9 protein-coding genes are annotated in these 11713 nt (G+C 70.0%); 5 read left to right on the top strand and 4 right to left on the bottom strand.

Going from position 1 to position 11713, the window contains the following annotated elements:
- Positions 1-172: 172 nt before the first annotated feature.
- The 4 genes from ABZX30_RS26760 to ABZX30_RS26745 all read right to left on the bottom strand — a co-directional run bounded on the left by ABZX30_RS26760 (position 173) and on the right by ABZX30_RS26745 (position 6234).
- Complete coding sequence (locus ABZX30_RS26760) at positions 173-2104, bottom strand: RICIN domain-containing protein (protein WP_355937800.1); 1932 nt, start codon at positions 2102-2104, stop codon at positions 173-175.
- A 235-nt stretch (positions 2105-2339) separates the two neighbouring features.
- The gene (locus ABZX30_RS26755) at positions 2340-3116 is read right to left on the bottom strand and encodes an SDR family oxidoreductase (protein WP_355937798.1); all 777 of its coding nucleotides are present in this window, start codon (positions 3114-3116) and stop codon (positions 2340-2342) included.
- Between the two features lie 115 nt (positions 3117-3231).
- Positions 3232-4812 carry an AMP-binding protein gene (locus ABZX30_RS26750; protein WP_355937796.1) on the bottom strand — a complete coding sequence of 527 codons (1581 nt, stop codon included), beginning with the start codon at positions 4810-4812 and terminating at the stop codon, positions 3232-3234.
- A gap of 204 nt (positions 4813-5016) precedes the next feature.
- On the bottom strand, positions 5017-6234 hold the full coding sequence (locus ABZX30_RS26745) for an acetyl-CoA C-acetyltransferase (protein WP_355937794.1): 1218 nt from the start codon (positions 6232-6234) through the stop codon (positions 5017-5019).
- 299 nt (positions 6235-6533) lie between these two features.
- On the opposite strand from ABZX30_RS26745, the gene ABZX30_RS26740 reads away from it, so the two are divergent.
- Genes ABZX30_RS26740 through ABZX30_RS26720 form a run of 5 tightly spaced genes read left to right on the top strand, consistent with a single transcriptional unit; the run spans position 6534 to position 11552 of the window.
- Positions 6534-8183 carry a class I adenylate-forming enzyme family protein gene (locus ABZX30_RS26740; protein ID WP_355937792.1) on the top strand — a complete coding sequence of 550 codons (1650 nt, stop codon included), beginning with the start codon at positions 6534-6536 and terminating at the stop codon, positions 8181-8183.
- A gap of 37 nt (positions 8184-8220) precedes the next feature.
- On the top strand, positions 8221-9381 hold the full coding sequence (locus ABZX30_RS26735; RefSeq protein ID WP_355937790.1) for an acyl-CoA dehydrogenase family protein: 1161 nt from the start codon (positions 8221-8223) through the stop codon (positions 9379-9381).
- 34 nt (positions 9382-9415) lie between these two features.
- Complete coding sequence (locus ABZX30_RS26730) at positions 9416-9910, top strand: MaoC/PaaZ C-terminal domain-containing protein (RefSeq protein ID WP_355937788.1); 495 nt, start codon at positions 9416-9418, stop codon at positions 9908-9910.
- Complete coding sequence (locus tag ABZX30_RS26725; RefSeq protein WP_355937786.1) at positions 9907-11094, top strand: lipid-transfer protein; 1188 nt, start codon at positions 9907-9909, stop codon at positions 11092-11094. Before ABZX30_RS26730 ends, ABZX30_RS26725 begins: the two co-directional genes overlap by 4 nt.
- The gene (locus ABZX30_RS26720; protein WP_355937784.1) at positions 11091-11552 is read left to right on the top strand and encodes an OB-fold domain-containing protein; all 462 of its coding nucleotides are present in this window, start codon (positions 11091-11093) and stop codon (positions 11550-11552) included. Before ABZX30_RS26725 ends, ABZX30_RS26720 begins: the two co-directional genes overlap by 4 nt.
- Positions 11553-11713: the final 161 nt, after the last annotated feature.

Raw genomic sequence — 11713 nt, 5'->3', positions numbered from 1 at the left:
GACTACACCGTCGAGACCGGCCGCAGCATCGCCGACCTGCGGCTCGGCGCGCACCTGACGGTCTGACGAGCCGGCCGGGGCCACCCGGCCGGCCGTCGGGCTCCGGGGGCGGGGCCTGACACCCGCCCCCGGTCTGCCGTGCCCGCCCCCGGTCGCGGGCGGGCCGCCCGGGTCAGGACGGCACGATCCGCCACTGCTGCTGCGGAGCCGCGAGGTACGTCCACTGGTCGATGCCGGCACCGTCGTCCGTGGAGCCGCCGCTGACGTCGAGCGACAGGCCGCTGAGACGGTTGACGAGCAGGTGGTGGCCGTCGCCGGTGGGGGTCACCGCCCAGTGCTGCTGGGGCGCGTCGGCGTCCGCCCATGTGGCGACGTTCCCCGCGTCGGCCCGGGACAGCCCGGCGACCTCCAGCAGCTTGCCGCTGCTCACGCTGCGGATCTTGTAGTAGCCGTCGCCGGTGGGCACGAAGGTCCACTTCTGGTTCGCCCCGCCGTGCCACGTCCACTGCACGACGTCGGTGCCGTCGGCGGTGCCCGAGGAGGCCACGTCGGCGACCTTGCCGCTGTGCCGGGCGACCAGCCGGTACACGGTGCCGTCACCGGGCAGTGCGGTGGACACCAGCGCCGGTCCGGCGCTGCGGCCGCCGATCCTGACCCCGCCGATGTTGGCGTAGCCGCCGGTGGCCGCGTCGACCCGGATCCGTACGAAGCCCACGTTCCCGGCGGGCCACTCAGCCGTTTTCAGACTGCGGTCGCCGGCCCAGGTGCCGGCCGCGACCTGGGTGAAGGTGGTGCCGTCGGTGCTGGTGGAGATCGTGTACGACGTGATGTCGCCGTCCGTGGAGCCGGTGCGGTTCCACTGCTTGGGCAGGTACTCGAGGGCGGAGACGTCGCTCCACACTCCGCCCAGGTCGATCGTGATCGACTGGGGGAGCGGCAGGCTCCAGGTCGACCAGCACGTCTCGACGCTCTTGTCGCTGAGCCCGTCGATGGCGTTCAGCGGGCCTTCACCCGTGTGGAATCCGGTGGCGTAGGCGCTGACGGGGGTGACGGGGTGCTCGACCCGCGGCGGCTGCGGGGGCAGCGGGGCCCGGGAGGGGTCCGGGCTCCAGGCGGCACCGACCTCGGCGAGCCGGTTGACGATGTTGGTGTCCAGCACGCCGTCGCGGTTGGGCGGGCAGTTCAGGATGAACGAGGTGTACTTGGGCTCCAGGTCGGCCAGATGGGACAGGATGGAGGCCTTGCTCATCGGGTCCGCGGCCGGCGTACTGGGATGCCAGAACCAGCCGTCGCTGATCGTCTGCCCCTGCAGCCCGGCGTAGGTGTTGCCCGCGGGGGCGGTGACGCCGAGGGGTTCCTCGAAGAAGATGGCGTCGCCGAGGAACGGCACGGACAGCCCGCCGATGTCGATCATGACGATGTCCGGCTGCAGCGACTTCACGTGCTCGCGGACGCGTTGGTACGACACCGCCTGCTGGCCCATCTGCCAGGCGTACCCGTCCGTGACGAACAGGTCGATGGTGCCGTAGCCCGTCAGCAGTTCCGTGATCTGGCCCAGGACGTAGGTCAGGTCCGCGGGCTGGATGGCCTCGGCGCTGCCGACGCCGTGGCGGGTGTCGTAGGCCTCGACGCCGTGGGTGCGGTCCCAGATCGAGAAGTAGAGGCCGACCTTGAGGCCTCGCGCCCGGAACGCGGTGACGTACTGGGCGACGACGTCCTGCGGGTAGGAGCTGTATGCGACGTTCTGCTTGTTGTATGCGGTCGGCCACAGACAGAATCCGTCGTGGTGCTTCGTCGTCAGGACGCCGTACCCCATCTTCGCCGCCGCTGCCGCCGCCGCCCACTGGGCGCAGTCGACGCCCGTCGGGGCGAACAGCGCGGGATCCTGGTGCGGTGCCGCCCACTCCTCGTCGGTGAAGGTGCCGAGGTTGAAGTGGTTGAACATCCCGAAGCGCAGGTCGACCAGCCTGCTCAGACCGTCCTGTGGTGCGGCGGCGAACGCCGGGCCGGGTAAGCCGATGCCCGCGGCGACGGGCAGCGCCGTAGCGGCCACGGCGGCGCCCGCGGCGCCGATGAACCTCCTGCGGGGCAGTCCTCCTGACACCTGTTCACTTCCGATCTGACGGCCACTGTGGTGGGGGGCTGGTGGATCCTGCGGAACGGTGGAGCCGAGAACTCCGACCTATGGATGTCATCCGGCAGAGACGGAAGTCAATCCCCGTGCATGGATGAATGGCCGATGGATTGTGCAGATCGAAGTCACTGTGTGCGTTTTCATTCCTTTTCTCTGTCGGCAGACAGGGGATGTTTCGCCCTGGTACGGCCGTCCCGGTATCGGCTCAGGCGGAGTAGCCGCCGTCGACGTCGATGGTCTGGCCGCTGACATAGCTCGCGCGCTCGGATGCCAGGAAAGCCACCACCTCGGCGATCTCGTGGGAGAGGCCGAAGCGCTGCAGCGGTGTGAGCCGTTTGGTGATTTCGATCGACGCCGGGTCGAAGGCGCCGCTCTCCATCAGTGCCACACCCATCGCGTCCTCGACGACACCCGGCCCCACCGCGTTGGCGCGGACGCCGAACTTGCCCTCCTCGCGGGCGACCCCCCGTACGAGGACCTCGATGCCGCCCTTGGGAGCGCCGGACAAGATGTCCTTCACCGGGAAGCGGCGGACCGCGATGCTCGTGACCGCGGTGAGGGAGCCCGCCGTCCGGCGCAACAGCGGCAGCGTCGCGTGCACCACGTTGAAGAACGCGTTGAGCTCCGCGTCGACGTGCGAGGCGAATTTCTTGGGCTCCAGCGCGCTGATGTAGATCTGGTCCACGAACGGACCACTGGCGTGCACCACCGTCTTGACCGGGCCGAGCTCGTCATCGACCTGCCCGACGAACGTCTTCACCGCGTCGGTGTCCGTGAGGTCCGTTCGCTGCGCTCGCGCGACCGCCCCGGCGGCCTCGAGTTCGGTGACCAGCTGCCGCGCCTTGGCCGTGTTGGAGTGATACGTGAAGGCGACGTCGTGGCCGTCGCGCGCGAGCGCACGGCACGTGGCCGCGCCGATTCCGCCGGTGCCGCCGGTCACGAAGGCGACGGGGCGGGGTTCACGGTCGGGTGTGGTGGTCACGGAGGAGTCCTCTCATGGTGTGCGGGGGTCGGGCGGGAGACAGGGAGCCGGCCGCGACGGCCGGGCGGACCGGAGACCGCCTGGCCGGCGCCGGGCGGCACCTCGTGTCACGGCCTCAGTCGGACGTCGTGCCGGCCGCGTCCGCCGCGCGGTCGCGCAGCACCCGGCGCAGCAGCTTGCCGGACGGGTTGCGGGGCAGGGCCGCCACCATCTCCACCGAGGTCGGGCACTTGTAGCGGGCCAGGTTCTGGCGGGCGTAATCGATCACCTGCTGCGGTTCCGGTGCGGTGCCCTCCACCGGTACCACGTAGGCCTTGGGGGTCTCGCCCCATGTGGGGTGCGCGACGCCCACGACAGCGACCTCCGCCACGTCCGGGTGACCGGCGATCACCTCCTCCAGCTCGGAGGGGAAGATGTTCTCGCCACCGGAGACGATCATGTCCCCGACCCGGTCGGACAGGAACAGGTATCCGTCCTCGTCCAGCCGGCCGAGGTCGTTGGTACGCAGGAAACCGTCCGCGGTGAGGACCTCCGCGGTGAGCTCGGGCTGTTTGTAGTACCCGATCATGTTGCCGATGTACTTGACCCAGATCTCACCGACCTCGCCCCGCTTCGCCTCCTCACCGGTGAGCGGGTCGACCAGCCGGACCGTCAGGCCGGCGACGGGACGCCCGGCCGACTGAAGGCGCTCGGGATGCCCGCTGTCGTGGTGGGCGGCGCCGTCGAGAAGCGTCACGGTCCCCCAGGCCTCGGTCAGGCCGTAGATCTGGGCGAGGTCTGCCTGCGGCAGGAGGTCGAGGACCGCGTGCAGCACGGATGAGGAGATGGGGGAGCCGCCGTAGGCGACGAGCCTGAGCGAGGACAGGTCGGTGGTCCTTGCGGCCGGGTGGGCGCAGAGCCACTGGATCATGATCGGCGCCACCACCGTCGAGGTGACGCGGTTCCGCTCGATGGCGCGCAGCAGGTGGTCTCCCGAGATCTCGTTCTGGACGACGATGGAGATGCCCGCCGACAGGGCGCCGGCGACGGCGCCGATGCCGCCGACGTGGAACCAGGGGAGGGCCGGCAGCAGCACGGCGCCCGGATCGAGCTTCCACACCCCGGCGACCAGGCGGACGGTGGCCCGCAGTCCGGCGCAGCTCAGCATGACCCCCTTGGGGATGCCGCTCGTTCCGGAGGTGTAGAGCTGGGCCGCCACGTCGGTGTCCTGCAGGACGGCGAAGCGCTCGGGTGCCAGAGGGGCGGCCGAAGCCTTCCACTCGTCGTAGCCGAGCTCGCCGTGCGTGGCGGAGCCGCCGATCACGATCACGTCTTCCACACGGTCGGCGTTCTCGAGGGCCGCGCGGGCCAGTCCGAGCAGCTCGGACTGGACCACGACGACGGTCGCGTCCATGTGCTCGATCAGCGCGTGGGTCTCGCGGACGCTGAGCCGCCAGTTGACCGGGACCACGACGGCCCCCAGCATGCCGGCTCCGGCGGTCAGCTCGATCTGCTCGACCGAGTTCCTGCCCACGTAGCCGATCCGGTCGCCCTGCTCGACGCCGAGCGCGGCCAGCGCGCCGGCGACCGTACGCGAGCGGTCGCGCAACTGGGTGTAGGTGACCTTCCGGTCATCCTCGATGACGGCGGTCGCACCAGGGGTGCGGTCCGCCCAGGTCTCGACGCCTTCTACCAGGCTGTGGTGGGACGGCACCATGCACTCCTCGGGATGAAGGGAAGCGGTATCGATGGTGGTGCGGGCGGGGTACGACAGGCCCCGGCGGACCGGATGAAGGGGACCCGGCAGGGCCGGAGGCGGCGGCGGCCGGTGCCTGGCGCAGCCCGACGGTGGGCGCGGACGCCGAGGCGGCGGGCTCGCGGGGAAGGTTTTCCCGGGGGTGTCCTGCGTGGACGCCGCACGTCAGGAGAGTCGCTCGATGACCATGGCCATGCCCTGACCGCCGCCCACGCACATCGTCTCCAGGCCGAACTGCTTGTCCGTCACCTGCAGCCCGTTGATCAGCGTGGAGGTGATCCGGGCGCCGGTCATGCCGAACGGGTGGCCCATGGCGATGGCGCCACCGTGGACGTTGAGCCGTTCGGGGGCGAGGCCGAGCTCCCGCGCCGAGGCGATGACCTGGGCCGCGAAGGCCTCGTTGATCTCGACCAGGTCGATGTCGGAGAGGGCGAGACCGGCCCGCTCCACCGCCCGGCGCGAGGCCTCCACCGGGCCGAGCCCCATGATCTCGGGGGACAGGCCGCTGACCGCGGTGGAGACGATACGCGCCAGCGGTGTCAGTCCCAGTTCGGCGGCCTTGGTGTCCGACATGATCACCAGGGCGGCGGCGCCGTCGTTGAGCGGACAGGCGTTGCCCGCCGTCACCGATCCGCCGGCGACGAACACCGGGTCGAGGGCGCCGAGCGACTCCATGGTCACACCGCGGCGGGGACTGTCGTCGGTATCGGCCACCTCTCCGCCGGGAAGGGTCACCGGAATCAGGTCGCGGTGCCAGAACCCGTCGGCCTGCGCCTTCTCGGTGAGGTGCTGGCTGCGCAGCGCGAACTCGTCCTGGTCGGCGCGGCTGACGCCGTTGCGCCGGGCCACGTTCTCCGCCGTCAGCCCCATGGCGATGTAGGCGTCCGGCAGCTCGCCCGCCTCCCGCGGGTCGCTCCACGGCTGTCCGGCGGCCATCCGGTCGGCGGTGCGCGCGGCAGCGGCGGAGAAGGCCGGATTCCGGGTGTCGGGCAGGTTGTCGCTGTGGCCCTTGACCGAGCGGCTGACGGTCTCGACTCCGGCGGAGACGAACACGTCCCCCTCACCCGCCCGGATGGCGTGCAGTGCCATGCGGGTGGACTGCAGGCTGGAGGAACAGTAGCGGTTGACCGTGGTACCGGGCAGGTGATCCATGCCCATGAGCAGGGAGACCACGCGTGCCATGTTGAAGCCGGACTCTCCGCCCGGCAGCCCGCACCCCAGCATCAGGTCCTCGATGTCGGCCGGGTCCAGGGCCGGCACCTTGTCGAGGGCCGCGCGGACGACCTGGGCGGCCAGGTCGTCCGGCCGGATCCGGGCGAGTGAGCCCTTGAACGCCCGGCCGATCGGAGAGCGGGCGGTGGCGACGATGACTGCTTCACGCATGGGCGTAGGACCTCCGAAGCGTCGAACAGGAGCTTGGCGGGGGGATTCCGCAGATTGTCGTCACGTCTCTTTCCGTGCGTCAACGGTTGCGTTGATGGTGATCCGACGACGCGGGCGGTTCCCGGGCCCCCGGCACGTCGCCGGCCGGGCAGCCGGAGGTGAGGGCGGGGCCGATGGCCGGGCACCCCGTAATCAACGCAAGTGTTGACGCTTGTCTCCGTGTGTGCGCACACTGAATCAACGTCAACGTTGACGACGGAGCCGTCGATCGCTCCTCACCAGGAATGAGCAGGTTTCCCATGTTCTATGAGTGGTTCGGCCAGAGCCTTGCGGGAGTCCTCGACCACACGTGCCGCTGCCACCCCGGCCGTGAGGCCCTCGTCGTCGGGGACCGGCGCCTCACCTATCGCGAGCTGCAGGACGCGGTCCTCGAACTGACGGCCGGCCTCCAGACGATCGGCGTCGGTCCCGGCAGCCGGGTGGCGGCCCTGGTCAGCGGCTCCGAGGAGCTCGCCACCGTGGTGCTCGCCCTGCACCGGCTCCAGGCGGTCCTCATCCCGCTGAACCTGAGCTGGACCCCTCGTGAGCTGGTGCAGTCCTTCCAGCTGACCGATCCGGACCTGCTGATCACCGTCGAGGAGTTCCGCGGCAACCGGATCGTCGCCGGACTGGAGGAAGCCCTGCCGGAGCTGGCCGCCGGATCCTTCGGGGAGCTCCGGCTCGCCGACGCTCCCACGCTGCGCGGCGTCGTCACGGTCGGCGCCTCCTCCGGCCGCCCCTACGCGCGGAGCTTCGCGGACGTCAAGGCGGCCGGCCGGGGGTACGACCGTGACGCGCTGCTGCGCCTGTCGGAGACCGTCGACCCCGAGGCACCCGTGCTGTGCCTGCCGACATCGGGCTCCACCGGCACCCCCAAACCGGTGGTGCACTCGCAGAACAGCTTCCTGGCCAACTGCGCCAACTTCGCCGACGCGGCGGAATTCGGCCCCGGGGACCGCTTGCTCAACTACGGCACCACCTACCACGTCTCCGGCCAGCTGCTCTTCTTCATGCCACTGCTGCGCGGCGGCTCCCAGGTGCTGCTGGACTGGTTCGAGCCCCGGACCGCGCTGGAGCTCATCCAGCGCGAGAAGATCACCGTCACCTGGGGCTTCGACGTGCACTACCTGATGATGCGGCGCCATCCGGACCTGGCCGACTTCGACATCAGCTCGCTGACCCGGGCACTGATCGGCAGTGATCCCGCCACCTTCGACGAGATCGCCGAGCTGGGCTTCGAGCACCACGGCAACATCTACGGCTGCTCGGAGTACGTCTCCAACCTGTTCCCCTACCGGGACCGCTTCGACCGTGAGCGGATGAAGCACTCGCACGGCCGTCCCACGGAGGGACTGCTCCAGAAGATCGTCGATCCCGCCTCCGGCGAACGGGTGCCGACCGGCCGGACCGGCGAGATCTGCCTCAAGGGTCCCGGCCTGTTCAAGGGCTACTACAAGATGCCCGAGGTGACCGCGCGGGCCTTCGACGACGAGGGCTACTTCCACACCGGTGACCTCGGCTACGTCGACGACGCCGGCTACACCTACTACCGGGGCCGGCTCAAGGACGTCGTGAAGACCGGGGGCGAGAACGTCTCCGCCCGCGAGGTCGAGCTCTTCCTGCAGACCGAGACCCCCTACGTGCGGATGGCCCAGGTCTTCGGCATCCCGGACCCGAAGTGGGGGGAAGCGGTCACCGCGATGGTCGAGCTCCGCGCCGGCGTCCGGGTCACCGAGCAGGAACTGCGCGACTTCTGCCGCGGCAGACTGGCCGGCTACAAGATCCCCAAGCGCTTCGTCATCGTCGGCGAGGACGACTGGATCGTCGCCCCGACCGGGAAGCTCGACAAGAAGGCCCTGCGCAGCCGCGCGCTGCGCGAGATCGAGGCGTCCGACGCCGCCCGCCGTTGAGACCCGGGCACACGACCCCACCGAGTGAGGACACTTCATGGATTTCGACATCTCCGAGGAGCAGAAGGCGATGGTCGCCGGCGTGCGGGACGTTCTGCGGGGAAAGTTCAGCGGCTCGCACTTCCGCGAACTGGAGGACAACGCCGAGTGGCCGTGGGAGGCGATGCGGGCACTGGGCGACCACGGCTACCTCAGCATCCTCGCGCCCGAGGAACTCGGCGGCGCCGGTGGTACCAGCCTGGACGCGATGCTGTGCCTGGAGGAGGCCGCCCGGGTGATGGGCGGCCCGGCGATGGCCTACTTCACCACCATGTGCTTCGGGGTGCGCTCGCTGGTCGAACTCGGCACGCCCGCGCAGCAGGAGAAGATCCTGCCGGGACTGATGGCGGGAACCAGCTTCGTGGGTCTGTCCCTCACCGAACCGGACGGCGGGACCGACGTCCTCGGCGCCATGCGCACCCGTGCGAAGCAGGACGAGGACGGCAGCTGGGTGATCAACGGCGCCAAGATCTTCACCACCGGTGCGCACATCGCCGACTACGTCATCGCCGTGGTCCGGACCGGCGGATTCGACAAGCGCGGCAGCCACGGCGTGACGATGTTCCTGGTGCCCACCGACGCGCCGGGCCTCACGATCACCCCGATACCGCTCTTCGCGCAGCGCACCACCGGCGCCAACAACGTGGTCTTCGACGACGTCCGGGTGCCCGGCGACGCGATCCTCGGTGAGGTCGACAAGGGCCTCTACGCCCTGTTCGGCGTGCTCAACGACGAGCGCATCGGTGCCGCCACGATGGCCCTGGGCATCGCGCAGGCCGCTTTCGACGAGGCCCTGGAGTACGCGAAGACACGGACCGCGTTCAACCGCCCGATCGGCCAGTTCCAGGCCGTCCAGCACAAGCTCGCCGAGATCTGGGTCCGGATCCAGGCGGTGCGCCAGCTGGTCTACCGCGCCGCGTGGCTGCAGACCGAGGGCAAGCCCGCCGAGATGGAGTCGTCCGGCGCCAAGCTACTGGCCTCGGAGACCTGCATCTGGGTGGTCAACGAGTGCATGGACGTCCTCGGCGGCTACAGCCACACCCTGGAGTTCAACATGAGCTACTACCTGCGGGACGGCCGCTACACCTTCGCACCCGTCACCAACAACGCGGTGAAGAACCTCATCGGCGAACGCCTCGGGCTGCCGAAATCCTACTGACCCACCCTCTCGAACCGACCCCCCTCGCACACCCATGAGAACGGACGGCACCGTGCAGGAACGCGACTCCTTCGAGGACTACACGATCGGTGAGCGGCTGGTCAGCCCGGCCCGCACCATCACCGAGTCGGACGTGGTCAACTTCGCGATGATCACGGGTGACTGGCACCCGATCCACGTCGACAAGGAATACGCCGAGAAGAGCGGCTTCGGGCAGCGCATCGCCCACGGCATGCTCACCATGAGCCTCGGCGGCTCCATGTGCATGTGGATGGGCCCGAACGTCTTCGCCCCCAAGAGCTTCATCGCGTTCCTGGCCATGGACGAGATCCGGATGAAGAACCCCACGCTGATCGGCGACACCATCCACTGGGAGGGCGAGGTCGTCGGCCTGGAACCCAAGAGCAACGGGCGCGGCGTCATCACCTACGCCTGCGAGGTGCGCAACCAGCGCGACGAGGTGTGCGCCTCCTACGTGCAGAAGATCCTGGTCGGCCGCAACAGCGACGAGAACGGGGCGAACCGATGACCCTCTCCGGCCGTGCGGCCATCACCGGCCTGGGCGAGACCCGCTTCGCGTCGGGTGCCACACGCAACCCCCTCGCCCTCGCCCTGGAGGCCGTCCAGAAGGCCGCCGACGACGCCGGCATCGCCGTCGAGGACATCGACGGCATCGTGCGCTACTCGATCGACGGCTCGGCCAACGACCAGATCCTGCACCAGAACCTCGGCATGAAGGACCTGTCCTTCTCCGTGGAGATCCCGTACTACGGCGGGTCCGGCGCGGCGGCGGTCGGGGCCGCGGCCGCCGCCGTCCACTCCGGGCTCGCCAGGAACGTGGTGGTCTACCGGGCCTTCACGCTCAGCGACATGACCCACTTCGCCAAGCGGAACTCCGCCACCGTGTGGGCCATGCAGGGAGGCGTCGCCGATTTCATGCGGCCCTACGGGTGGCTGTCGATGATGGACACGTACGCGCTGACCTACGAGACCCACCGTGCGAAGTACGGCACCACCACCGAGCAGCTCGGCGCGATCGCGGTGGCGATCCGCAAGGCCGCCAACCGCAACCCCAACGCGATCCTGCGGGACGTGCCGCTGACACTGGAGGACCACGCCCGCGCCAACCCGGTCTCGGGGCGCCTGGTCGTGGACGACGTCACCCTCAGCGACTGCGAGGGGGCGGCCGCCGTCATCGTCAGCTCCGTGGAGCAGGCCCGCGACGGGCGGCACAGGCCCGTGGTCATCCTCGGGGCGGCGGCCGGCCTCGGTCCGGACCCGTCGCTCAACTGGGAGATGCACCTCTTCAAGGACGACCCGACGGTGTCGCCGGCCCACTACGTGGCGCCCAAGGTCTTCGGCATGGCCGGTGTCTCACCCGCCGACATCGACGTCGCCCAGATCTACGACTGCGCGACCGTCAACGTCCTGCTGCAACTGGAGGACTACGGATTCTGCGCCAAGGGCGAGGGGGGTTCCTTCGTCGAGAACGGCAACGTCGAACTGGGAGGCGCGCTTCCGATCACCACCAGCGGCGGCATGCTGGCGGAGGCGTCGATCCATGGTTTCAACCACGTCATCGAGGGGGCCAAGCAGATCCGCTCCACCTCGACCAGCCAGGTCGACGACGCCGAGCTGTGCCTGGTCACCAGCTCCGTTCCCACGCCCACCAGCGCCGTGATCCTCGGCACCGACCGCGGAGGTTCCCGATGACCGGCACCTACGACCGTCCCCTTCCCCGCTTCTACGCCGAGGGGGCCAGGGAGTTCTACGAGGCGGCGCGCGCGCACGAGCTGCGGATCCAGCAGTGCGCCGACTGCGCCGCGTTCCGGTTCCCGCCGCAGCTCATGTGCCCCTCCTGCCGCTCGACCCGGTCGCGGTGGACCCGGGTCTCGGGCCGGGGCACCGTGCACACCTTCACCGTGGTGCGCGGCTACGAACCCCGCTCGGTCCCCATGTACTCGTGGCCGGCCGAGCGGTATCCGATCGTGGTGGTGATCGTCGAGCTCCCCGACGCCGACGGGGTGCACATCGTCAGCAACATCGTCGACTGCGACCCGGACGAGCTGCGGGTGGGGATGCCGGTGGAGGTCGTGTTCGACGACGTCACGGACCAGGTGACCCTGCCCAAGTTCCGCCCGGTGCGGGACACCGCCGAAGGGTCGGCATGACCGTCCCCTGGGTGCCCGCCGACCCGCGGTGACCGGCACGGCCCCGCACTGCCGAAAGGGGCGCCCGGCCGGCCCGCATCCCCCGCGCCGGGCGCCCGTCGGAATCCCGCGGACCGCCCGGGCGGGGGCCACTAGAGTTGGCGTCCCGTACAGGCCGGTCA

The organism is Streptomyces sp. NPDC004542, assembly GCF_040610035.1.
Classification (GTDB): domain Bacteria; phylum Actinomycetota; class Actinomycetes; order Streptomycetales; family Streptomycetaceae; genus Streptomyces.
The sequence above is the reverse complement of the archived record's forward strand: the minus strand, read 5'-3'. Positions and strand labels throughout refer to the sequence as shown.

Coding starts and splice junctions, on each gene's coding strand:
- ABZX30_RS26720 (WP_355937784.1), top strand. CDS start 11,091: ATGACCGGCACCTACGACCGTCCCCTTCCCCGCTTCTACGCCGAGGGG.
- ABZX30_RS26740 (WP_355937792.1), top strand. CDS start 6,534: ATGTTCTATGAGTGGTTCGGCCAGAGCCTTGCGGGAGTCCTCGACCAC.
- ABZX30_RS26725 (WP_355937786.1), top strand. CDS start 9,907: ATGACCCTCTCCGGCCGTGCGGCCATCACCGGCCTGGGCGAGACCCGC.
- ABZX30_RS26735 (WP_355937790.1), top strand. CDS start 8,221: ATGGATTTCGACATCTCCGAGGAGCAGAAGGCGATGGTCGCCGGCGTG.
- ABZX30_RS26750 (WP_355937796.1), bottom strand. CDS start 4,812: ATGGTGCCGTCCCACCACAGCCTGGTAGAAGGCGTCGAGACCTGGGCG.
- ABZX30_RS26745 (WP_355937794.1), bottom strand. CDS start 6,234: ATGCGTGAAGCAGTCATCGTCGCCACCGCCCGCTCTCCGATCGGCCGG.
- ABZX30_RS26730 (WP_355937788.1), top strand. CDS start 9,416: ATGAGAACGGACGGCACCGTGCAGGAACGCGACTCCTTCGAGGACTAC.